A 23,084-nucleotide genomic window follows, 5' to 3' on the forward strand; every position below is an offset into this window, starting at 1 on the left:
TTTATGATAATTGTATTATCTAGAACTGGTATCTAATCCCCAGCGCTATATCAAACCCAAGATCATCATTGTAATCACTGAATCCAATTTCAGGTCTAAAGTCAAGAGATAGGAGTAGGGGGAAATCAAAATCATATTCAATACCCACATCCCCGGCGATTAGAACAAAAAAGTCACTGTCATCACCAGTATCAACAGAACCTAATCCACCACCGGCACCGGCATACCAGTTAAATCCGCCTTCAAGGTTCCAAACCCACTGGTAAATTCCTGTTAGTCTAAAGGCATCAAGGTCATTTCTGCTTCTCCAACCCAAATCCAGTTCAAGTCGGTTGTTTTCGGACAATCCGTGTTGATAAGAAATTTCTGTTCCAAATCCATCATTGTCTCCCAAACGTAAACCCAGAGCATGATCTGCAATATTTTGTGCTTGTGAAGAAAGGCTAAAACCAAAAATACATAAGGTTAGTAAAACGATTTTTTTCATATCTTTTCATTTAATTTGTTCCTACAAAATTAGACTATCTGATATATCGATTACCCCTCACTTCCGCTAATTAAATGTTAATGTTAATAATGGCCTGTTAATCAGGCTGCCATAACCTGTTACTGCTCCCCTATGAATCAAAAGCTTAAAAAACTCGACCAAGACCTGCAAGGTGAACTCTTCTATGACGCCCTATGGAGAAGGATTTTTGCAACAGATGCTTCTGTTTATCGCACTATTCCTCTCGCTGTAGCCTATCCAAAAAATCTGGAAGACATAAAGCAGCTTATTTCTTTTGCCAATAAAAATAATACGTCGCTCATTCCTCGTACAGCCGGTACTTCCCTTGCAGGGCAGTGTGTAGGGGAAGGTATTGTAGTTGATGTCTCAAAATATTTCACTTCCATTCTTGAACTTGATACTGATAAGAAAACAGTTAAAGTTCAGCCGGGAGTGATTCGTGATGACCTTAACAGGTACCTGCAAGCCCACAAGCTGTTCTTTGGCCCAAACACTTCTACCTCAAACCGTTGTATGATAGGTGGAATGGTTGGTAATAATTCCAGCGGAACCACTTCTATCAAATATGGCACCACGCGCGAAAAGGTTGTGGAAATGAAAGTGTTGCTCAGCGATGGTTCAGAGGCTGTTTTTTCTGAAATTTCTTCGAAAGAATTCCGCAAAAAGATGGAGCTGGATACCATGGAAGGTGAGATCTACCGGAAGCTTTATGAAGAGCTTAAACCTGAAGCAGTGCGTGACCAAATCACAGCAGGTTTTCCAAAACCGGAGATCCACCGACGCAACACAGGTTATGCAGTAGATGAACTGCTGCCGGCTGAAGTTCTGGGAGGAAATGAAGATAAGATCAACATTTGTAAACTGTTGTCTGGTAGCGAAGGTACTTTGGCTTTTACTACCGAAATTACCCTGCAGCTCGATGCACTGCCACCGGAAAATGCTGTAATGATCGCTGCACATTTTGAGTCATTGGAAAAATGCCTGCAGGCGGTTGTTCCGGCAATGCAGCATTCCCTGTTCACCTGTGAGATGATGGATAAGGTGATCCTGGATTGTACGCGGAACAGTCTTAAATACCGCGAAAATCGTTTTTTCATAGAAGGTGACCCGGCAGCTATCCTCATGCTCGAAATAAGAGCATTTTCAGAAGAGGAATTGACAAACCGTACTGCCGAACTCCTAAAAACCCTTACGGATTCCGGACTAGCCTATGCACTTCCGGTACTTCGAAATGAAACCATAGATCTTGCGCTGGAATTGAGGAAAGCAGGTTTGGGGCTTCTCGGGAACATTGTAGGTGACCGTAAAGCCGTGGCTTGTATAGAAGATACAGCTGTGGCGGTAGAAGATCTTGCTGCATATATTTCAGAATTTTCCCAATTAATGCTCAATTACGGGCAGGATGCGGTGTACTATGCTCATGCCGGCGCAGGGGAACTGCACTTAAGACCTATCCTTAACCTTAAAAAGGAAGATGATGTGGTGCTTTTCAGAAAAATTACTGAAGAAGTGGCTGCCCTCGTTAAAAAATACGGGGGTTCTATGAGTGGGGAGCACGGTGATGGCAGGGTACGGGCCGAGTTTATACAGCTCATGATAGGAGAAGAGAATTACAACCTCTTAAAAAGGGTAAAAAACATCTTCGATCCAAATAATATTTTTAATCCGGGGAAAATCATTGACGCTCCCCCAATGGACGAGAGCCTAAGGTACGTGCCGGGTAGAAAAGAGCCCGAAATCGAAACAATTATGGATTTCTCCGATTCTCTCGGAATTCTAAGAGGTGCCGAAAATTGTAACGGGAGTGGCGATTGCCGCAAGCCCGCCGAAGCAGGTGGTGTAATGTGCCCCACTTACCGTGCCACCCGCAATGAAAAAGATACCACCAGGGCCCGTGCCAATGCTTTGAGGGAATTTTTGACTAATTCTGACAAACCAAATAAGTTTGATCATAAAGAGTTAAAGGAAGTACTTGACCTGTGCATTAGCTGTAAAGGCTGTAAAAGTGAATGTCCTTCTAATGTTGATATGGCCGCTTATAAGGCAGAGTTTCAGTATCAATACAACAGTACCAACGGCAGTTCGCTGCGTTCAAAAGCTTTTGCCTTCAACGCTGCTCTCAATAAAAAGACCTGGCGATTTTCCCCTTTTTCGAACCTTATGTTTTCAAATGGGCTTACGAGCGGACTTATAAAAAAATCAATGGGTATTGCGCCACAGCGGCGTTTACCTGCTCTATCCCGGCAAACCCTTTCTTCTTATTATAAAAAGAATGAGAGAAAACTTACCACGCCTATTAAAACCGTTTATCTCTTCAACGATGAATTCACCAATTATCTAGATTCTGAAATTGGTGTGGCTGCAATAAAGCTGCTTGAAGGGCTCAATTATGAGGTGAAAATTGTAAAACATCCTGAAAGTGGGCGGGGATTTATTTCAAAAGGTTTTTTAAAGGAAGCTAAAGAAGTAGCCAATAAAAATATTTCAATTTTCAAGGATATTATTTCTGAAGAGCGTCCGTTGCTCGGCCTGGAACCTTCAGCAATATTGAGCTTTAGGGATGAATATTTGAGACTTGCCGATGATAAGGCGGCTGCCATGAAAGTATCCAAAAATGCCTTTTTACTCGAAGAGTTTTTTAAGAAAGAAGTCATCGCCGGAAATATTACTGCCGATTCCTTTTCTTCGGAAAAGAAACGGATCAAATTACATGGCCATTGCCACCAGAAAGCTTTGGCGGGTGTAGAGAATACTTTTGTGATGCTCAACCTTCCGAAGAATTTTGAAGTTACCGTGATCCCTTCAGGTTGTTGTGGTATGGCAGGTTCGTTTGGGTATGAAAAAGAGCATTATGAGGTAAGTATGCAGATTGGCGAACAAACGCTGTTCCCTGCAGTGCGAAAAGCTTTTGCAGAGACAGTTATTGCTGCTCCCGGAACCAGCTGCCGACATCAAATCTATGACGGAACCGGTAAAAAGGCCCTTCATCCTGTAGTGATAATGGCTGCGGCTCTTAAATAAACATTTTTAAATCTTGGCTTAAAAAATTACATTTGCTCAAAATCACCTTCAATGGCCGGAAATTCCTTTGGAAATCTATTTAAACTTGTCACTTTTGGGGAATCACATGGCCAGGCTATCGGCGGAGTGATTGACGGATGCCCCGCCGGTATCCCTATTGACACCGAACAGGTGCAGCAGGAGTTGATCAGGCGTAGACCCGGCCAATCTTCTATTGTAACCCAGCGCAAAGAACCCGATACAGTAAAATTCCTTTCGGGTATTTTTGAGGGAAAGACAACAGGCACGCCTATTGGCTTTATCATCGAAAATGCCAACCAAAAGTCAAATGACTATTCGCATATTAAAGATGTGTACCGCCCTTCTCATGCCGATTATACTTACGATCAAAAATATGGCAACAGGGATTACAGGGGTGGAGGTAGATCATCAGCCCGCGAGACTGCCTGTAGGGTAGCAGCCGGAGCGATCGCAAAACAATTACTGAAAGACGTTACCTTCACCGCCTATACTTCTGCGGTAGGAGATATTAAACTTCAGAAGAAATTTGAGGAGCTGGATCTTTCCGAAATAGAAAAGAATCCGGTGCGATGTCCCGATCCTGCAACTGCCAAAGAAATGGAAACTTTCATTAAGCAAATTAGGTCGCAGGGAGATACTGTGGGGGGAGTAGTGGAGTGCGTGATTTCTAATGTTCCCGTTGGGCTTGGAGAACCTGTCTTTGATAAACTTCATGCCGCTTTGGGTGGTGCCATGCTTTCCATAAATGCCGTTAAAGGCTTTGAATATGGAAGTGGCTTTGCAGGTGCGTCTATGAAAGGCAGTGAGCACAATGACCATTTTCGAACCGATGGCTCTACGATTACCAACTATAGTGGAGGAATCCAGGGAGGTATTTCTAACGGTATGGATATAACTTTTCGGGTTGCCTTTAAACCCGTAGCTACCCTTATGCAAAAGCAAAAGACCATAAATGCTGAAGGGCATGAGGTAGAAATGCAGGGCAAGGGCAGGCATGACCCATGTGTGGTGCCGCGGGCAATTCCTATTGTAGAAGCAATGGCGGCTCTGGTTCTCGCCGATTTTTATTTGTTGAACAAAACGTCAAAAATATAATTTCAGAGATACTTTAGTATGAAAAAATTAGCGCTGCACTGGCAGATCTTACTGGGAATGGCCGCCGGGGTGATTTTCGCCCTTCTAATGACCAATTTTTCCTGGGGAGCCGAATTTATTAGTGATTGGATCAAACCTTTCGGAAATATTTTCATCAATGCCTTAAAATTAATTGCAGTGCCTCTTATTTTGGCGTCCCTAATAAAAGGGATCTCCGATTTAAAAGATATCTCAAAGTTGTCGAAAATGGGAACCCGTACAATTCTCATTTATGTTGCAACTACGGTGATCGCAGTAACAATTGGTCTGGTGATGGTCAACGTCATTCAGCCGGGTGCTGCAATTGCCGAAGATACTAGAAACGACCTCATTACGAGTTATGAAGGTGATGCCAACGTACGCATTGCCGATGCACAGCGGCAAAAAGAAGCCGGGCCTTTACAGGCGCTTGAAGATCTTGTTCCGGGGAACATATTCGCTGCAGCCAGTGACAACGGGAATATGTTACAGGTTATCTTCTTTGCGATCTTCTTTGGAATTGGTCTCATCTTAATACCCGAAGAAACAGCGAAGCCCGTAAAAGCCTTTTTTGACGGGTTTAATGAAGTCATTCTCAAATTAATTGACCTTATCATGCTGGCTGCGCCGTATGGGGTTTTTGCTCTTCTGGCTGCTCTGGTAGTAGAGTCACCAAGTTCCGATCTTTTTGCAGCGCTGGCCATGTATGCCGTTACGGTGCTTGTAGGGCTTGCACTAATGATCGGGGTTTATATGATGTTGGTTTGGATCTTTACCGGGCGTACCCCGTCTTTCTTTGAAAACGGAATTGCCCCGGCACAGCTCTTAGCTTTTTCTACAAGTTCAAGTGCGGCGACCCTCCCTGTAACTATGGAGAGGACCGAAGAACACCTGGGCGTGCACGAAGAGGTGACCAGTTTTGTTCTGCCAATTGGAGCTACAATAAATATGGATGGTACCAGCTTATACCAGGCCGTGGCAGCAGTTTTTATAGCCCAGGCTTTTGGTATGGATCTTTCTATTGGTGCGCAACTGGGAATTATTGCCACCGCCACCCTGGCGTCTATTGGTTCGGCGGCAGTGCCGGGTGCGGGAATGGTGATGCTGGTGATTGTACTTGCCCAGGCCGGGATCCCCGAAGCGGGTCTTGCTCTCATTTTTGCTGTAGACAGGCCTTTAGATATGTGCCGTACTATGGTGAATGTTACAGGAGATGCTGCTGTTTCTATGATGGTAGCAAAATCTGTAGATAAACTGGGAGAGCCACATGAAAGAAAGTGGGATGATAACCTTCCAAAAAAGGAAAAGATCTCCAAAGAAAAATAGGGATTTTTTATCCTGTAGTTCGTCAATTTTTTCACACATAAAGCTTGCGAGGCTTATAGGAATTTCTTGTATTTGCGCGGGATTAATTTTTAACCTGAATTTGTTCAGTAATGACCGATAAAACCCGCAGCTACTACAAAACGCTTCTGCAAATTGACCAGAATCTCGACCGTCTTGTTCGGGAGATCGATGTACTCAATTATTTGAATCCATTGAATATTGAGCAGGAAAAAAAGCGCTTTTTTGGCTCCAAATTTTCAGAAGATCCGGTTTTCAAATACAGGAAACTGAAGTTTGATCCCTATACGCTGCAACGGCAATTATTCAGCCAAAGGCTGGAAGACATTCCCGATGAAGATATTTACAAACTGTACTATGATGCCGTTTATGAATATTCTGGTTTGGTGCAGTGTGTTGCTACCGTGGGTAAAGAAAAAAAGTTCTTTTACAATTCGCTGCGGGTATTTGGAACACCTACAGAGAAGGATGTCAAAAATGCCAAATTTATCCTTCATTTTCACAAAGAGGAAGACGCGGAAGAAATGGTGCCCCGGTATAATGCCGATCAGGCACAGGCTTATTTTCAGGCTTTTGGGGAAAGATATCCTTTTAAATTCCGAATAAGACAGAGTAACAGCATCACGGGAGCAGCCATGGCCTTAAATTCGGGGGAACTGGTTGTCAAAAAGAACAGGAAATTCAGTGACAATGACCTGAAAGTCCTTTCCAATCATGAGATCTCTGTGAACATGCTCACCACCTTTAACGGATTAGACCAAACCCTGAGGATCTTTTCTCACGGCTTCGCCAATAATCATCCTACCCAGGCCGGACTCGGGATTTTTAGTGAATATATGAGCGACAGCCTGAGTCTAAAAAGGGTAAAGGAACTTGCATATCGGGTACTTGCTGCCGATAGCCTTATAAAAGGCTACAGCTTTAGTGATACCTTTGATCTCTTGTACAGCCAGTACAAGCTTGACCGCGAAACCTCCTGGTTAATTTCCCTAAGAGCACACCGCGGCGGCGGATTTACCAAAGATTATCAATACCTGCCCGGCCTTAAAAAGGTTTACGACTATTATGCTTCTGAAAAGGACATGGGGCTACTGCTTACCGGTAAGGTGGCTCTTGAAGACGCCGAACTTATCGAAAAGCTTCAGCAAAAAGAACTGGCTAAAAAGAACACCCACTATCCTCATTCTTTTCAGGAGAACAGGAACACCAATGAAAAGCTCAAATTCCTATTAAGCAATCTTAAATAGGTGATCAGTGTTCAATTTCGGTGCTCAGTGATGAGTTTGATCTCTGACTTTGCCTGAATATGGTTACATTTTTCAGGCTAATGATCTTCTCAAGATTTTATACTGCAATAATTTATAGTACTCAACGCTTCGGCACAAGTCCATTATTCAGCTTTGAACGTTGAACTTTAAACTTTAAACCTTTAAAGTCTATTTCAGGAATAAAGCCTGTAGCTCGGGAGTGGGCACCATACAAGTGTCCTTTTTTCCAAACCAGCTGTACCTGTTATTGGCAACAAGGCTATATACGCCATCTCTAAGACCTTCGGGTAGGGACTTAAAATACTTTAGCCAGGAATAGCCTTTTAAATGTCGGGCGATCTCGATTGCAGCGGTAGATTTGTGATAATATGCCACCCCGGGCTCGATAAGGATCACCGAATTCAGGTTTTCTGTATCTATTCCTTTTTCATTAATGATTTGACGGCCCACATCACTTTGAAGGGGTGCAAATCTAAACACGTCATTTACATCATTCTTAATGATGGTTTGTACCGTTTTGTTGCAAAGATTACAAACACCATCAAAAAGGATGATCTTCTTGTTTTCAGGGAAATTTACCATAATTTTTCTTTTTCTATTTTTTTCGTTGCACGAGCTCCAACTGGTCTACAGAAACCGAAGTAGTGAAAATACCGTAATTCACTTTAGCATTTCCTTTCTCAATACTGTCAATGCTTCCAACGGCTTTCCCGTCTTGCATACGCACTCTGTCTCCTACTTTTAAAACCGGTTTTGGCTTTGCAACTTCTTCTTTAATCTCTTTTTCCTGCTTTTCTTTTTTCTTTTTTCTAATTTCTTCCACCTTCTTTTCAGCTTCCTGCATCACCTTCTTTTCCTTCGCTTTTTCCACCTTTTTTTCTTTAGGTGAAACTTTTTTTCGCTTGGAATTTTCCACTTCTATGATCTTCAGGAATTCGGCAATAAGCTCTTTTTTCTTTTTATTCTGAAAATATTTTTCGCCCAGTTCATTGATCTTGTTACCTAAATAAATTAACCGCTGATTGCTGTCGTATAACTCCTGAAAATTCTCCAGTTTCTGCTGAATTCGGGCGTTTGTTTCTTCCAGCTTTTTCTTTTCAGATTCTGTTTTCTGTTCTTTGGTCTTTAAAGCTGTTGTTGTCTTCGAAAGTTTTGACCGTTCCTTCTGAAGGTCGGCAATACTTTTATCAAACCTAATTTTTCCCCGTTCTACCTTCTTTTTTGACCGGTTGATAAGGCTGTAGGGAATTCCGTTCTTTTGGGCTACCTCAAAGGTGAAGGAGCTTCCGGCTTCTCCCATGTGCAGCTTGTAAAGCGGTTCCAGGGTTCTCGCATCAAACAACATGTTTGCATTGATAACATGCGGCAGCTCGTTGGCCAGCATCTTTAGGTTGGCATAGTGGGTAGTGAGAATTCCAAAGGCTTCTTTTTCATAGAAAACCTCCAGGAAAGTCTCAGCCAAAGCCCCCCCCAGTTCCGGGTCACTCCCTGTACCAAATTCATCTATCAGGAAAAGCGTTTTATCATCTACTTTCTTTAGAAAGTAATTCATGTTCTTTAAGCGGTAGCTATAGGTGCTCAGGTGGTTTTCAATACTTTGATTGTCACCAATATCTGTAAGTATCCTATCAAAAAAGCACATCCTGCTGTATTCCTGTACCGGAATAAGCAAACCACTTTGCACCATGAGCTGTAAAAGCCCCATGGTTTTGAGGGTGATACTTTTCCCACCGGCATTAGGACCCGAAATTACGATAATGCGTTTATCCCTGCTCAACTCAATGGTCTGCGGATAGGTCTTTTTATTCTGCTTCCTGTTGGTAAGCAAAAGCAGCGGATGATAAGCATCTATTAGTTCAATTTCCCTATCGCGTGAGATCTTTGGCATTACGGCATTCATGTCCATCCCGTACTTTGCCTTGGCAGCAATGACATCTATATTACTGAGAAATTCCTGGTAGTCTATCAGTAAGCTGCGATAAGGTCTTATAAAGCTTGTCAGCTCCTTCAGGATCTTCTTTATTTCTTCCTTTTCTTCATACTCCAGGTTGTTCAGCTCGCGGGTGTAGTTATAGGTGGTTTCGGGCTGGATGTATACTATACTTCCGGTCTTAGAATTCCCTAAAATTCCGCCTTTAACCTTTCGCCGGTGCATGGCAGAAACTGCAAGCACTCTTATATTATCTACTACGGTCTCGCGTATGTCATCAAGATAACCAAGGTTGTTGTAATGGGTAAGAGCACTCCCAAAGCTTGAGTTAATTTGCCCTTTTACATGTCCAATCTTTCTGCGTGTTTCCTGAAGCAGGGGAGAAGCGTCATCTTTTACCTCTCCAAAACGATCAATTACCTGATTAATTCTTTCAATGATGAGCGGAGTATACTCTACTTCTGAAGCAGTTTCGTGAAGACAGGGATAAATCACCTCAAACTTCTCAAAGAACCTGATGAGGATGTTCGATGTTTCTGAAATTGAGCCAATCTTCCTGAAACTCGAAGCCTCCAGCCGGGTCTCTTCAATCCCCAGGAATTTTATTTCCTGGTCTATAGCATCAAAGCCATGATTGGGAATACGACTTTCCTGTTGGTACGAAGACACATATTCATTAGTTTTTCGAAGCGCAAAAATGGTTTCTTTGTAACTTGAAAAAGGAGCTATTTCGAGCGCTTTATTCTTACCGGGACCTGTGACCGTATACCTGCTAACTTGCTGGCATATTGTAGGAAATTCAAGGTCCTGAAGAGTCTTGGCTGTAATTTTGATCATAGAAAAATTCCCTATTTTTGGGAAGCTGCAATTTAACCAATAATATGACCTTTAACCTCACCCCAGATTGGAAAAAAAAGTTAAATCACGAGCTTGAAAAGCCTTATTTTAAGGATCTTCTAAAATTTGTGTCTGCCGAATATGAGGCGAATCAGTGTTTTCCTCATCCCGATAACATATTCAAAGCCTTTGAACTTTCTTCTTTTGAGGAAACTAAAGTGGTAATTATAGGGCAAGATCCATACCACGGTTACGGGCAGGCCCATGGTTTGTGTTTTTCTGTGCAGCCAGAAACCAAAGTTCCACCTTCTTTAGTAAATATTTTTAAAGAAATTAGCGATGATTTAGGAACACCTTTGCCTGGACATGGCAACCTGAAACACTGGGCAGAGCAGGGGGTATTAATGCTAAATGCCACGCTAACAGTGCGGGCAGGGCAGGCCGGCTCTCACCAGGGGAAAGGCTGGGAAAAATTTACAGATGCCGTGATCTCCACTTTGTCAAATGAGCGGGAAAACCTGGTATTTCTCCTGTGGGGTGGCCTTTCACAAAAGAAAGGCCGTAAAATTGATTCCAAAAAACATTTAGTGCTTACCAGCGGGCACCCCTCTCCATTAGCAGCGAATAGAGGCTACTGGTTTGGGAACAGGCATTTTAGCAAAACCAATGAATTTCTAAAATCTATAGGCAAAGAACCCATAGCCTGGTAATTAGAACCTGTAACCTACGTTAACCGTGGGGAGCAGGACGATATCGGGAGAATTTTTATCAAAGAGGTTTCTGCCTATTCCAAAAGATACATCAATTAGAAAGCCCTGTTTGGCAACAAATTTTCCACCTACACCTATTCCAATAGCGATATCGGTATATTCCAGGTCGGCTTCTATGGTCTTTAATTCTCCGGTGGTTGAATCTCTTATTTCAACCTCTTTTTCGTTATTTCCATTAGAGAACATCCCAAAGGCTTCGGCATAATAGCCGCTGCCAACCCGGTCATCTTTCAGAAAATATTTAAATTTTCCGGTAATTGAAAAATCTTTGGAATAGACTTCAGAAAGATCTACATCTTCGCCTTCGTTCTTATTGAAGACTTTTGAGAAGAACTCGACTCCGGCAGAAGTGTGATCGCTAATAAGGCGTTCGTACCCCACATCAAGTGCCCCAAAAACCAACAGGTTAAGCACATTAAGGTGTGCCTCGCTTTTGGTTGTATCCCTTTTGAAGATGATCTCTTCCTGGAATGCAGGTTCTGTTTCAGTTTGAGAAGTATCCTGCATAAATGCTCTTTCCTGGGCTATTCCCGGTGTCGCCAGAAGCAGGAGTGTCAAAAATGTCAAAAAATTGATCTTTTTCATATTCATTTATCGGGGTAAAAAATAGTAATTGTCTTTGGTCTCCGGGATAAGGTCAAGCTCCAGGAGCTGCTCCTGTACCTTCTGGATCTCAAGCACAGAAATTTGTTTTTGGCTCCAGGTAGTGATCTTAAGCCATTGCTCAATATCCTCTACTTTTTGGTCGTATTTTTTAGCTAGTGCGAGCTCGACTTTTGGGATTTCCTTAAATTTTTTAGTGACCTCATTTAGTGTCTTGAGCATGGTGAGGATTCCTGCCTGGTCTGCCTCAAAAAAGTCTTTTCTTACGGCAATTACAAAGCAGGACCAGGGGGTAGGGCAATCTCCAACTCTTCTAAACACTCCTTGATCTACGAGAGGTTTCGTGGTAAAGTGTTCCCACATAAAATAACCTGCCCTTCCTTCCTTTAAGGCTTTCACAGCCCCGTTGATGTCGCCCACAACTTCAAATTCAAGTTTTGAGGTATCCCAGTCCATATTTCGGGCGTTTACGTACGCCATCAGGTGTGAACCCGACCCATACCGGCTAATAGCCACTTTTTGATTTTTCAGGTCTTCCACCGACTCAAAATTTGATTCAGCAGCTACGTGTATTCCCCAAATTAGTGGAGAAGCAATGTATTCCTGTACAATAAGTGCCTCATTTCCGTGTAAAATATCTTTGATAATACCTTCAGTAAGAATAACGGCAACATCAATCTCTTTATTTCTTAAGGCCTTGCACATAGCCCCGGTACCGTCGGGAAAATCGCGCCAGCTAAGATCGAGACCGTTGTTATTAAATGTTCCGTCATCAATACAAAGGTGCCATGGCAGGTTGAAATGTTCTGGTACTCCTCCAACTTTTATATTTCTCATGAGGCATGTTTTTCTTTGAGGTACTTGTATATTTGGTACTGTGATCTTATTTCTTTTTCTCCCGGTTTGGCCGCTACAAAATTATTCTTTTCTGTGGGATCCTGAATTCTGGCCTTTACATTATCGTTAAATTGTATTTCAAGGATATCTTTAAATTCCTTTGCGATATCTTCATCATAAATGGGTGCGATCACTTCTATCCGGCGATCCAGGTTTCGTGTCATCCAGTCGGCACTACCAAAAAAGAGCTCTTCCTTTCCGTCATTTTCGAAGATGTAAATGCGGCCGTGTTCTAAAAAACGGTCAATTATGCTGGTCATGTAGATGTTGCTGCTAAGGTTCTCAACCCCTGCCACCAGGCATGTAAAGCCCCTAACCAGGAGCCTTATATCTACACCTGCTTCACTGGCGTCATATAAAAGGTCGATGATCTCCTTATCTTCAAGGCTGTTCATTTTAGCCTTGATCTCAGCTTTTTTGCCAAGTTTTTTATTCTGAATTTCCCGGTTGATCATGTCTGCAAAAGACTTCCTGGTCGAAAATGGCGAAATGAGAAGGTGTTTTGCCCGCGGGATAATTAATTCCCCTTCAAGCACCAGGAAAACCCGTGAGAGTTCGCTTGTTAGCTTCTCATGTGCGGTAAATATTGCATGGTCACAGTAAATTTTTGAGGTTTTGCTGTTAAAATTACCTGTACCAATATAAGCGTAGTCTTTTAATTCTCCATTCTCTTCCCTGGAAACCAGCAGGATCTTGGAATGAACCTTAATTTTGGGGTAACTATAGATAACTTTAGCCCCTTCTTCTTCAAACTTTCTACCCCAGTCGATATTATTCTTTTCGTCAAACCTGGCTTTAGCCTCAATAAAGACAGTGAGTTTTTTGCCATTTTTGAGTGCCGAGAGAAGGGCAGAAGTAACTACAGATTCATCGGCAATCCTGTAAATGGAAATCTTTATTTCCTTTACCTGTGGGTCGTGTGCGGCTTGCTGTATGAAGCGTTCTACATATTCAAAAGACATGTAAGGAAAATGAACCGACTGGTCTTTTTTTGCAATGACCTCAAAATAATTTTCAGCAGTTTCCAAAACAGAATGTTTTACCGTGGGCCATTCTTCAAAATGTAAGGCCGGATTATTTGTGGGATCAGGGAAAGAAAAATAGTCACTAAAATTGTGATATCTGCCACCCGGCATCATGTCAATTTTTCCAAGTTTAAGCCGCTTCCGCAGTATTTTTTGATCTTCTTCCGGCATATGGGAGTCATAAAGCAATCTCGTAGGTTGGCCATCGGTGCGTTGTTCTAAAGATTCATAGATCTTCTCGGCCAGCAATCCGTCTACTTCATCATCTATATACAACTCCGCATCCCGGGAAAGCTTGATCTCGTAAATTCCGGTAATTTCTTTATCAGGAAATAACTTCGGTACGTTTACTTTTACAATATCATCTAAAAATGATATTTTATACTCCTCTGTTTCCGAAGAAAAAGTGATGAACCTTTCGCATTCATCTGTCGGAATATTTACAATTCCAAACTCCGATTTATCCCCGAAACACACCATAAAGTAGAGGCTGTTATTCTCCAAAAAAAGCTCTTCGCCACCAAAAGCGCTTGTTGTAGTAGCATTGATGCACTTTCGTATTTTCTTAAAATACCTGTGTGCAAATTCTTCCTGGTGCGCATTGTAATCTTCCCTGTGTACCAGGTGTATGCCTGCGGTCTCCAGCTCGGGGATGATCTCTTCTCTATAGATCATACCGAACTTTTCCTGTTGCTCCCTTACTTCCTTGAGTATTTCCTTTACCGTCTTATTCGGCTTTAAGGCCAGCTTTTTCCTGATGCTTTTCTCTACCCGTTTCATTTGCCTTAGCTGGGAAACGCGAACCCGAAAATATTCATCGAGATTCATGGAGAAAATAGCCAGGAACTTTAGCCGCTCGTAAAGAGGTGTGGTCTTATCCTGTGCTTCCTGCAGCACTCTCTCATTAAAACTTAACCAATTTAAATCGCGGTGCCTTTTAATTTTCTCTTCAGGCTTTAACATACGGAGGGGTTTCGTCAAAAATACGAATATGAGGTACGAGGGCTTTTAATATTCTGTTAAATGAAATTAGGCTGATACTATCCTGTCCAGAGCATATTTTATGGTATTCTCTACTGCCTGTGCACCATCTTTGGTAAAGTTTCCGGTTGCCCGGTTCGCGATGATGGCATTAAGAGATAAAGCTTTATGGCCCAACATTGCTGAAAGCCCGAAAATCGCTGAAGTTTCCATCTCCAGGTTGGTGATCTTTTTTCCTTTAAAGCTAAAGGTTGCCAGTTTATCTTTCATGTTGTCATCTCTCAAGGGAAGTCGGAGAACACGGCCCTGCGGGGCATAAAACCCTGAATTTGAACCTGTAAAACCTGCAAATACCTGCTCGCTCATAAATTGCTCTACCAGGGAAGCATTGGCCGGCACCACATAAGGTTTACTGTTTCTTTCATAAGTGCCAAGATGCGTTTCTATGGCTTCATTGAAATCCTGAAGCTGTACTTGATCGCTTTGGTAAAAGTGAAGAAGGTTATCAAAACCAACGGCCATCTCGCTCACTACTATAGAGTCTACCGGTATATCTTTTTGAATAGACCCCGAAGTTCCAACTCTAATGATATTAAGGCTGGTTTTTTCGGCTTTCATATCGCGGGTCTCAAAGTCGATATTGACAAGTGCATCAAGTTCATTGAGTACAATATCGATATTGTCTGTACCAATTCCCGTGGAGATCACCGATATTCTTTTGCCTTTGTAAATTCCGGTTTGGGTGTGGAACTCTCTTTTCTTAACGGCTACTTCTACTTTATCGAAGTGCTTTGTGATCTTATCTACCCGGTTTTGGTCTCCCACCAAAATAACAGTATCGGCAAGATGTTCGGGTTTTAAATTGAGGTGATATATGCTGTTGTCTTTGTTCAGAATTAATTCTGATGCTGCTAAATGATTCATGTTATAATTTTAGTAGATCGTGTGAAACGGGGTCGTAAAGAAAGTCGTACTTTCTTACACCGCCATAGCATTCGTCATCTTTTAGGTTCTGGTAATAATTTTTTGTGCCTTTTAACGCTTTAAGGCCATCTTCATTCAGTTTCAGTTTTTCTGCTGAAGTTTCGTAGAAAGGGTTAAGCTTTTCAAGGATCCGCTGCATCTGTACATCTACATAGCCGTAATAACCCTGATATTGAAGGGCATAGCCTAAAAGATGATGCTGCGATTTAATGTCGTGTTCTTCTATGAGTTTTAAGACGTTAATTTCCAGGGAATTCAATCCGGTATTTATATTAGGGAAGCGCTCAATATGGGCTCTAATAGAACTTGACAAATATTCAAAGTTTGTGGTCTTTTTGATTTCCGACATAAGCCGTTTTGGGTTTTTACTGCAGTACAGCTCCCAAATTAATTGTGCGGTTTGAATATCGGCCTTTTCAAGTGGAATCCTATATTTATAATGTTCGTTAAGATTTTTATCTGAAAGCTGCGAAAGGGCAGTCATTTCTGCTTCGCCTTTTAGTTTACGGCTACACACTAAAGAGAAAGGTCCATTTTTCTTATTCTGAAGCAGGAAGCTAATAAGGGCAAGCATGTTCATGTGTGAAAAGAGGTCGAACTCAAACCATAACACTATTTCATCATAATTATTGATGGCTGCCAGTTTTACCAGTTCGCTAAGAAACTCCTCCTGGTACTGCTCTTCAGAAATATTGTACTTCTCAAGAAGAAAAGTCTTTCTACGCAACACAAAGTCTTCGTCTCCCACATCAACCGTTGTAGGGCCTTCACATAACATTTCCCTCCAGGTGATTACATCTCCGGGAATTGAAAGATTGGAAATTTGTTCAGAAAGATCGTCCCCGTTGGTAATATGTAGTATTTTCTTTTCCTCCATAAAATATCTTTAACCTCCAATGCGCTTTACTTTGTAACCAAGCTCTCTAAGGTAAGACATTACTTTATCTCTAACATCTCCCTGAATTATAATTTCACCATCTTTAACAGAGCCTCCCACACCGCATTTCTTTTTCAGGTCTTTGCCCAGGGCATCGAGATCTTCTTGCGGGCCAACATACCCCTTTACCACGGTCACTTTCTTTCCTGCCCGCCCTTTGGAGCTATAATGGGCTTCGAGAAGTTGATCTTGTGGAGCTAAACTTTCTTCTTGCTCTTCATTGTGGCTTTCAGGCTTAAAATCTTTATCTGTAGAGAAAACAAATCCTCCCAGGTCTTCCAGCCCCATCTTTTTCTTAGCCATAAAAAACTATTTTTTGAGTCCTATTTCTACCAGTCTTTGATGAAGGAATTCTCCGGCAGTAATATCGGGGTAAGCTTTTGGGTGTTCATCATCTATACACTCTTCAAGACAATTTAGTGGCATTTCACTGCGAGGGTGCATAAAGAACGGAATGGAATAACGCGGATTGCTCCATTGCTCTTTTGGAGGATTGACCACCCGGTGTATTGTACTTCTCAGTTTGTTATTGGTATGCCGCTCCAGCATATCTCCCACATTGATCACGAGCTCATCTTCCTGCGGAATAGCATCTATCCATTCCCCGTCTTTTCTTAACACCTGAAGCCCTCCGGTAGAAGCTCCCATTAAAAGTGTGATAAGGTTGATGTCTCCGTGAGCTCCGGCTCTTACTGCGCCTTTAGGCTCTTCGGTGATAGGAGGGTAGTGAATGGGCCTCAAAATGCTGTTCCCGTTGCTGGTCCAGTGGTCAAAATAGAACTCGTCCAGGCCAATGTATAATGCTAGAGCCCGTAACACATAGATTCCGGTTTTTTCCAACATTCTGTATGCTTCCATCCCGGTGTGGTTAAAATCGGGAAGCTCTTCTACCTGCACGTTTTCAGGATATTCTTCAGTAAGATTTGCATCTTTTGAAGGCTCCTGTCCAAAATGCCAGAATTCTTTAAGATCTCCCTCTTTCTTGCCTTTAGCGTGCTCTTTTCCGAAGGAAATATATCCGCGTTGCCCTACAAGCCCCTCAATTTCATAATTCTGTTTGGTTTCAAGCGGAAGGGCAAAGAAATTCTTCACTTCTTTATATAGCTCATCCACAAGATTGTCGCTCAAAAAATGGTTTTTTAAAGCAACAAAACCTATTTCTTCGTAAGCCTTACCAATCTCATTTACAAATTTTTGCTTTCTCTTTGGGTCATCAGACAGGAAGTCGGCCAGGTTAACGCTGGGTATATTGTTCATCTCCATAGGATCATTTTTTAGATACCACACAAAGTTAAATAAAATAAGAAGAGTGTCGTGGGCTTTAAATTTTTCTTAATAACAACGAATCCTATTTTAAGTACATTTGAGGAACCAATGCTTAATTATGAAAATTAAAGAAACTTCATTTCAACCTGATATAGAATTCGACAGAACAGATTTTAATGACGGGCAGCTCCTCACTTTTTACAGGGAATTGCTTAAGCCCAGGCTCATCGAAGAGAAAATGCTGGTGCTTTTACGCCAGGGTAAAATATCAAAATGGTTTAGCGGGATAGGCCAGGAGGCTATATCTATTGGAGTAACGCTTTCTCTTCAAAAAGACGAATACATCCTGCCCATGCACCGTAACCTTGGGGTGTTTACGGCCAGGGAAATCCCGTTGTACAGGTTATTTAGCCAATGGCAGGGAAAAGCTTCGGGTTTTACCAAAGGCCGCGATCGCAGTTTTCACTTTGGTACGCAGGAATATAAGATTGTGGGAATGATCTCACATTTAGGCCCTCAGTTGGGGGTTGCCGATGGTATCGCTCTTGCTCACAGGCTTCAAAAAGAGCAAAAAATCACTGCAGTTTTTACAGGCGAAGGCGGCACGAGTGAAGGGGATTTTCACGAAGCGCTAAATATTGCTTCGGTATGGCAGCTGCCGGTGATGTTTTGTGTAGAAAATAACGGCTATGGGCTTTCAACGCCAACTTCGCAACAGTATAATTGCGAGAATATAGCCGATCGGGCTGTGGGTTACGGTATGGAATCTCATATTATCGACGGAAATAACATTTTAGAGGTCTACGGAAAGGTTTCCAGGTTGGCTGAAAGTATGCGAAAAGATCCGCGCCCCGTTTTACTGGAGTTCAAGACCTTTAGAATGAGGGGTCATGAAGAAGCCAGCGGAACAAAATATGTTCCTAATGACCTGATGGAACAGTGGGTAATCAAAGACCCTGTAGATAACTTCCGGGAATTTTTATTAGTTGAAAAAATTCTTTCTGAAGATCTTGACAACCAATACAAAGCGGAAATCAAGCAGGAAATAGATGAAGACCTAAAAAAGGCAAATGCCGAAGCTGGTATAGATTTCAATGAAACTGAAGAGTTAAATGATGTATATCAAGAGTTTAATTATGAGGAATTTACTCATTCCGAAGAAACAGAAGAGCTTAGGTTTATAGATGCTGTATCTCAGGGATTAAGGCAATCAATGCAGCGGCATGAAAACCTCGTGCTCATGGGGCAGGATATAGCTGAATATGGCGGTGTCTTTAAAATAACCGAAAATTTCGTCGAAGAGTTTGGGACCGAACGCGTGCGTAATACTCCCATTTGTGAGTCGGGGATTGTAGAAACCGCAATAGGGCTTTCTATAAAGGGAATGAAAGCGATGGTGGAGATGCAGTTTGCAGATTTTGTGAGTTCCGGGTTTAATCCTGTAGTGAATTACCTTGCAAAATTACATTACCGCTGGAACCAGCAGGCCGATGTGGTGATTAGGATGCCTTGTGGTGCAGGTGTAGGAGCCGGCCCTTTCCACAGTCAGACGAATGAGGCCTGGTTCACCAAGACTCCGGGCTTAAAAGTGATTTATCCGGCGTTCCCTTATGATGCCAAAGGATTATTGAACACAGCTTTTAACGATCCAAATCCGGTACTTTTCTTTGAACACAAGGCGCTGTATCGCAGTATACGCCAGCAAGTGCCTAAAGATTACTATACCTTACCCTTTGGAAAAGCAGCTTTACTGCGCGAAGGCCGGGATGTAACAGTGATAAGCTTTGGCGCGGCGGTGCATTGGGCGCTGGAGACTCTCAACGCTCACCCTGAAATAGATGCCGATCTTCTTGATTTAAGGAGTCTGCAGCCGCTGGATACTGAAGCCATATTTTCTTCAGTAAAGAAAACAGGGAAAGTAATTATCCTTCAGGAAGATAGTGTCTTCGGCGGAATAGGTTCTGATATTGCAGCCATGATCGCCCAGGAGTGTTTTGAAGCTCTCGATGCGCCGGTTATGCGGGTGGGCAGCCTTGAAACCCCAATACCATTCTCAAAAGCTCTCGAAGAAGGCTACCTTCCCAAAAAGAGATTTGAGGAGAAAATTCTGGAGTTATTGAAGTATTAAGAAAGAATTGGCGGTAAGTTGATTTTGTTAGGATTTCTTTACAAAAAACTTGTTAAATAAGTAATAATCTTTTGTCTGCCGCAAGGTCTCAACGTAATTTAGAGATAACTAATCACTAAAACTTTAAATTATGATACGATTAATCGTTATCTTTTTAATCATTGCAATTATTGCCGCCATCTTTGGATTTGGAGGAATTGCTGAAGGAGCTGCCGATATTGCGCAGATCATCTTTTACATTTTCCTTGTTCTACTTGTAATCGCATTGATAAGTAGACTTTTTAGAAGATAATTGTAAAAAGCATCATCCAATGTCATAAAGGCTTTTTTTAGCCCTGGCATTGGATTTTTTTTGACTCAGTAAAAACAGAAGCATGAAAAAGATTGTTTTTTTAATTTTAAGTGTGGTTTTTCTTGCCTCCTGCGGTTCCAGCAAGGTGGCAAATGAAGCCAGGGCAACCATGAATGGCGACTGGCAGTTAACCAGTATTACTTACCCCGGGAACAGCCAGAATGTACAGGTTTCCGTTTTAAACGATGTCCCTGCCAGGTGTCTGGAAGGCAGTACATGGAACTTTATTTCGAATAATAACACAGGTTCTTATGTGGTTTCAGGACTTAATTGTCCCTCAGAAACCGAATTCTTTATCTGGTCAATTGACGGGTCTAACGACGCAATGGGTAATTATGACCTTATGTTTAAGCCTACCAATTCCGATCATAAATCGGTTACCGGTAATACGGGGTACAGGATCAACCTTACCCATCTTTCGGGCAGTCAAATGACCTGGGAACAAACAGTGTCTTTTGAAGGCAAACCGTTTACAATTAAAATGAACTTTAATAAATAATTGAGAATACTATGAAAATGAGACAAAACAGATTATTTGCTTTTTTATTTGCTGCCCTTATTATGTTCGTGGGTTGTGATGCTACAAGAAATGCCAATAACAAACAAAAAGGAACCGTTATAGGTGCCACAGGTGGTGCCGTGCTTGGCGGGGTTGTGGGTAATAATGTAGGAGACGGAAATACTGCACTGGGCGCCATTATTGGTGGTGTTGTAGGTGGTGCTGCCGGAGCTTATATTGGTAACCGAATGGATAAACAAGCTCAGGAAATTGAACAGGAGATTCCCGGAGCTGAAGTTGAAAGAGTTGGTGAAGGTATTAACGTGACCTTTGATGAAACCAGCGGTATTTATTTTGCCACAGAAAAATATGCTATTGAGGGGCAGTCTCGTGAGGCACTTCAAAAACTTGCCAACATTCTGCAGGAATACCCCGATACAAATATTTTAGTTGAAGGGCACACAGACAGTACCGGTAGCGATGCTTACAACCTTACGCTTTCTAAGAACAGGGCACAGGCTGTAACAAACTTCCTTACCAGCCAGGGAATTTCTGGCGGAAGGATCGACACCAAATGGTATGGTGAGTCTCAACCTAAGTACGACAATTCTACTGTAGAAGGACGTTCAAAGAACCGTAGAGTTGAGCTTGCAATCGTTGCCAACGAAGAGCTTAAAGAAGAAGCAAGAAGACAGGCCGGTAATTAAGAGTCCGGTTCAAAGTAAAAAAACCCGGTTTTTCCGGGTTTTTTTATATCAAATATTATCTGAAAAATGAGCAACCGAATCATCATCGCAGGGGGCGGACTCGCAGGTTTAACAGCCGCCATTCACCTGGCTCAAAAAGGGCAAAAAATCACTCTTTTTGAGAAAGATACTTTTCCGCGCCATAAAGTGTGTGGGGAATATTTGTCCCGCGAGGTGATTCCTTATTTTGATGAGCTAAAAATCCCGTGGAGGGATCTAAATCCGAAAAAAATAGACAGGTTGCGTTACAGCACGCCTTCCGGAAAGGCTATGGACGTTGATTTACCTATGGGTGCGCTTGGCGTGAGCCGCTACGCCCTTGATAACCTGCTTTTTGAAACAGCTAAAGCCAACGGCGTGGAAATTCTCCAGGAAAAGGTGCTGGAAATGACATTTTTGGAAGGTAAGTTTCGGGTAGTTTCTTCAAAAGCTGAATATACTGCAGATTATGTTTTTGGCAGCTTCGGAAAAAGATCGCTGCTTGATAAGAACCTGGAACGGAATTTTTTTAAAGAATCCGCACCTTGGGTCGCAGTCAAAAATCACTATCGGCTGAAGGATTTTCCTGATGACTTGGTAGGTTTGCACAACTTTAAAGGCGGTTACTGCGGACTCTCCCGAACCGAGAATGGAAATATCAATATGTGTTATCTCGCCACCTATGAGAGCTTTAAAGAGTACAAAGACCCGTATAAATTCAATGAAAAAGTACTTCGGAATAACCCATTTTTGGATAGGTTTTTAGCCGAAGCCACTCCGGTATTTGAGAAACCGCTCACTATCGCACAGATTTCCTTCAGCAAAAAAGAAGCAGTGAAAGATCACGTACTTATGCTGGGAGATGCCGCCGGACTCATACATCCGTTATGCGGTAATGGGATGGCCATAGCGATTCACAGCGCCAAAATAGCTTCCGAAGAATTTATAAAACATATTGAAACTCGAAGCCATCGGCAGGAAATGGAAACTGCTTACAAACAGCGGTGGGAAAAAATATTCAGCAGGAGATTTAAAACCGCATCGCTGCTTCAAAAGGTGCTGTTAAGAGAAAACCTGGCAGAAATTTCTCAGGCTTTAATTTCTAGAGCTCCGTTCCTTTTGCCCAAAATCATAAAACAAACACATGGAGAACCTATAGCGTAATGGTGAACACCAAAGAAAGAACCAGCCAAAAAGAGATCATGGATGATCTTGAGATGCAGGGGGAAGAACTGGAAAAGACCCTGCAAGACCTCGACACTGTGAACCAGTGGTTAGGCGGCAATAAAATTACGGTAAAAGGGGTGGAGAAACTTCTTAAGAGTTGCTCTTACACAAAACCGGTAAAGATCATTGATGTGGGCTGTGGTAACGGCAGCATTCTTAAAGAAGTAGCAAAGTACGGGCGAAAGACCGGGCAAAAATTTGAACTGCTGGGAATTGATGCGAACAAGAACGCTATGGAGATTGCAGAAAAAAATTTAGCTGCTTATCCTGAAGTTTCTTTTAAAGGAATGGATGTTTTTTCGGAAGAATTTGCGCGGCAGGAAGCAGACATAATTTTGTGTACCTTGACACTGCATCATTTTTCAAATGATGAAATAAGGGAATTAATGAAGGTTTTTACTCAAAAAGCCGGGCTGGGAATAGTTATTAATGATCTTAAAAGAAGCAGAAAAGCATACTACCTTTTTCAGGCGTTTTGTAAGGCTTTTGGAATAAGGGAGATCAACCGCAAAGATGGGCTCACCTCTATTTTGAGAAGTTTCAAAAAAGAAGAGCTGCAGGCATTTGCAAAAGACCTGGCGGTGAGTAGGCAGGAGATCAACGAAAAATGGGCTTTTAGATATCAATGGATCATATATAAATAATCAT

Annotated in this window: 21 protein-coding genes; 11 read left to right on the top strand and 10 right to left on the bottom strand. The window is 42.2% G+C overall.

Translation table 11 applies throughout. The annotated features are described in order from the left end of the window. Positions 1 to 19: 19 nt before the first annotated feature. Positions 20 to 487, bottom strand: a complete 468-nt coding sequence (locus V5739_RS15975) for a hypothetical protein (RefSeq protein ID WP_266068279.1) — start codon at positions 485 to 487, stop codon at positions 20 to 22. A gap of 132 nt (positions 488 to 619) precedes the next feature. Here V5739_RS15975 and V5739_RS15980 point away from each other — a divergent pair, with 132 nt between their 5' ends. The 4 genes from V5739_RS15980 to V5739_RS15995 all read left to right on the top strand — a co-directional run bounded on the left by V5739_RS15980 (position 620) and on the right by V5739_RS15995 (position 7,254). Next, entirely contained in the window at positions 620 to 3,529 is a 2,910-nt protein-coding gene (locus V5739_RS15980; RefSeq protein WP_423818984.1) for an FAD-binding and (Fe-S)-binding domain-containing protein, read from the top strand. Positions 3,530 to 3,580: 51 nt separating this feature from the next. After that, entirely contained in the window at positions 3,581 to 4,645 is a 1,065-nt protein-coding gene (aroC, locus tag V5739_RS15985) for a chorismate synthase (RefSeq protein WP_423818985.1), read from the top strand. Between the two features lie 18 nt (positions 4,646 to 4,663). Next, positions 4,664 to 5,989 carry a dicarboxylate/amino acid:cation symporter gene (locus V5739_RS15990; protein ID WP_423818986.1) on the top strand — a complete coding sequence of 442 codons (1,326 nt, stop codon included), beginning with the start codon at positions 4,664 to 4,666 and terminating at the stop codon, positions 5,987 to 5,989. Between the two features lie 110 nt (positions 5,990 to 6,099). Further along, entirely contained in the window at positions 6,100 to 7,254 is a 1,155-nt protein-coding gene (locus tag V5739_RS15995) for a flavohemoglobin expression-modulating QEGLA motif protein (RefSeq protein WP_423818987.1), read from the top strand. Between the two features lie 189 nt (positions 7,255 to 7,443). Here V5739_RS15995 and V5739_RS16000 read toward each other — a convergent pair whose 3' ends face one another. Continuing rightward, positions 7,444 to 7,857 carry a thiol-disulfide oxidoreductase DCC family protein gene (locus V5739_RS16000; RefSeq protein ID WP_423818988.1) on the bottom strand — a complete coding sequence of 138 codons (414 nt, stop codon included), beginning with the start codon at positions 7,855 to 7,857 and terminating at the stop codon, positions 7,444 to 7,446. 13 nt (positions 7,858 to 7,870) lie between these two features. Beyond that, a complete protein-coding gene (locus tag V5739_RS16005; protein WP_423818989.1) occupies positions 7,871 to 10,042 on the bottom strand; it encodes an endonuclease MutS2 in 2,172 nt (723 codons plus the stop codon). A gap of 44 nt (positions 10,043 to 10,086) precedes the next feature. Here V5739_RS16005 and V5739_RS16010 point away from each other — a divergent pair, with 44 nt between their 5' ends. Next, positions 10,087 to 10,752 carry a uracil-DNA glycosylase gene (locus tag V5739_RS16010; RefSeq protein WP_423818990.1) on the top strand — a complete coding sequence of 222 codons (666 nt, stop codon included), beginning with the start codon at positions 10,087 to 10,089 and terminating at the stop codon, positions 10,750 to 10,752. Here the strand turns inward: V5739_RS16010 and V5739_RS16015 are convergent, their stop codons facing one another. From V5739_RS16015 to V5739_RS16045, 7 genes are all read right to left on the bottom strand, one after another. Then, positions 10,753 to 11,397 (bottom strand): hypothetical protein, encoded by a 645-nt coding sequence (locus V5739_RS16015; protein ID WP_423818991.1) that lies wholly within the window; start codon positions 11,395 to 11,397, stop codon positions 10,753 to 10,755. Between the two features lie 6 nt (positions 11,398 to 11,403). Continuing rightward, on the bottom strand, positions 11,404 to 12,252 hold the full coding sequence (locus tag V5739_RS16020) for a substrate-binding domain-containing protein (RefSeq protein ID WP_423818992.1): 849 nt from the start codon (positions 12,250 to 12,252) through the stop codon (positions 11,404 to 11,406). Next, the gene (gene ppk1, locus V5739_RS16025) at positions 12,249 to 14,300 is read right to left on the bottom strand and encodes a polyphosphate kinase 1 (protein ID WP_423818993.1); all 2,052 of its coding nucleotides are present in this window, start codon (positions 14,298 to 14,300) and stop codon (positions 12,249 to 12,251) included. The genes V5739_RS16020 and ppk1 overlap by 4 nt, the downstream gene beginning before the upstream one ends. Before the next feature lie 66 nt (positions 14,301 to 14,366). Next, positions 14,367 to 15,242: a nucleoside phosphorylase gene (locus V5739_RS16030; RefSeq protein ID WP_423818994.1), complete on the bottom strand. Its 876-nt coding sequence runs from the start codon at positions 15,240 to 15,242 to the stop codon at positions 14,367 to 14,369. A 1-nt stretch (position 15,243) separates the two neighbouring features. After that, the gene (locus V5739_RS16035; protein ID WP_423818995.1) at positions 15,244 to 16,179 is read right to left on the bottom strand and encodes a DUF1835 domain-containing protein; all 936 of its coding nucleotides are present in this window, start codon (positions 16,177 to 16,179) and stop codon (positions 15,244 to 15,246) included. Positions 16,180 to 16,188: 9 nt separating this feature from the next. Continuing rightward, complete coding sequence (locus tag V5739_RS16040) at positions 16,189 to 16,542, bottom strand: translation initiation factor (protein ID WP_423818996.1); 354 nt, start codon at positions 16,540 to 16,542, stop codon at positions 16,189 to 16,191. 6 nt (positions 16,543 to 16,548) lie between these two features. After that, a complete protein-coding gene (locus V5739_RS16045; protein WP_423820504.1) occupies positions 16,549 to 17,496 on the bottom strand; it encodes an isopenicillin N synthase family dioxygenase in 948 nt (315 codons plus the stop codon). A 127-nt stretch (positions 17,497 to 17,623) separates the two neighbouring features. Here V5739_RS16045 and V5739_RS16050 point away from each other — a divergent pair, with 127 nt between their 5' ends. From V5739_RS16050 to V5739_RS16075, 6 genes are all read left to right on the top strand, one after another. Further along, on the top strand, positions 17,624 to 19,633 hold the full coding sequence (locus tag V5739_RS16050; protein WP_423818997.1) for an alpha-ketoacid dehydrogenase subunit alpha/beta: 2,010 nt from the start codon (positions 17,624 to 17,626) through the stop codon (positions 19,631 to 19,633). Positions 19,634 to 19,763: 130 nt separating this feature from the next. After that, positions 19,764 to 19,925, top strand: a complete 162-nt coding sequence (locus V5739_RS16055) for a DUF1328 family protein (RefSeq protein WP_029033028.1) — start codon at positions 19,764 to 19,766, stop codon at positions 19,923 to 19,925. Between the two features lie 82 nt (positions 19,926 to 20,007). Beyond that, positions 20,008 to 20,484, top strand: a complete 477-nt coding sequence (locus V5739_RS16060) for a lipocalin family protein (protein ID WP_423818998.1) — start codon at positions 20,008 to 20,010, stop codon at positions 20,482 to 20,484. Between the two features lie 11 nt (positions 20,485 to 20,495). Continuing rightward, entirely contained in the window at positions 20,496 to 21,191 is a 696-nt protein-coding gene (locus V5739_RS16065; RefSeq protein ID WP_266068261.1) for an OmpA family protein, read from the top strand. Between the two features lie 66 nt (positions 21,192 to 21,257). Further along, complete coding sequence (locus tag V5739_RS16070; protein WP_423818999.1) at positions 21,258 to 22,373, top strand: NAD(P)/FAD-dependent oxidoreductase; 1,116 nt, start codon at positions 21,258 to 21,260, stop codon at positions 22,371 to 22,373. Then, the gene (locus V5739_RS16075) at positions 22,373 to 23,080 is read left to right on the top strand and encodes a methyltransferase domain-containing protein (protein ID WP_423819000.1); all 708 of its coding nucleotides are present in this window, start codon (positions 22,373 to 22,375) and stop codon (positions 23,078 to 23,080) included. The genes V5739_RS16070 and V5739_RS16075 overlap by 1 nt, the downstream gene beginning before the upstream one ends. The last annotated feature ends 4 nt before the right edge of the window (positions 23,081 to 23,084 follow it).

It is taken from the genome of Salinimicrobium sp. TIG7-5_MAKvit, assembly GCF_049569215.1.
In the GTDB taxonomy this organism is placed as follows: Bacteria; Bacteroidota; Bacteroidia; order Flavobacteriales; family Flavobacteriaceae; genus Salinimicrobium; species Salinimicrobium profundisediminis.